This window comes from Rhizobium sp. RAF56 (assembly GCF_052113965.1).
Taxonomy (GTDB): domain Bacteria; phylum Pseudomonadota; class Alphaproteobacteria; order Rhizobiales; family Rhizobiaceae; genus Rhizobium.
Window position 1 is genome coordinate 1 of record NZ_JBFRDU010000145.1, and the last position, 452, is coordinate 452.

Annotated in this window: 1 protein-coding gene; it reads left to right on the top strand. The window is 63.9% G+C overall.

Annotated elements, in window-relative coordinates; translation table 11 throughout:
* Positions 1-452: phosphatase PAP2 family protein (locus tag AB4048_RS28995; RefSeq protein ID WP_442205373.1), on the top strand; the 452-nt coding region annotated here is incomplete at both ends.

Below are 452 nucleotides of genomic sequence, written 5' to 3' on the forward strand. Positions count from 1 at the left end.
TGCTTTGGGTCGTTCGCCGACCTTCCGGCGAGGTTCCCGCCTTCGACAGCTATGTGCTCTTGCTGTTGCGTCGACCTGACGAACTCTCGATTCCCAGAGGTCCGCACTGGCTGCTGGACTATTTCCTCAACATGACGAGTTTGGGCAGCTTTACGATTCTCGCGACCCTCACCTTGCTCGCTGCCGGCTACCTTTGGGGGACCGGACGTAGCGCGGCCGCGGCCTACGCATTTGTCGCGGCCGGAGGCGCCTGGGCACTTAGCAACCTCCTGAAGGCGCTTGTTGGGCGGGCCAGGCCATCCATCGTTCCTCACCTTGTTGAGGTGCACGACGCGAGCTTTCCAAGCGGGCACGCAACAGTGTCGATGGCGGCCTACCTGGCGTTTGCCATTCTAGCCAGCACTCTCGGCCGCCCGCCCCGGCAGGGCCGGTTCTTCCTGCCGGTCGCAGCG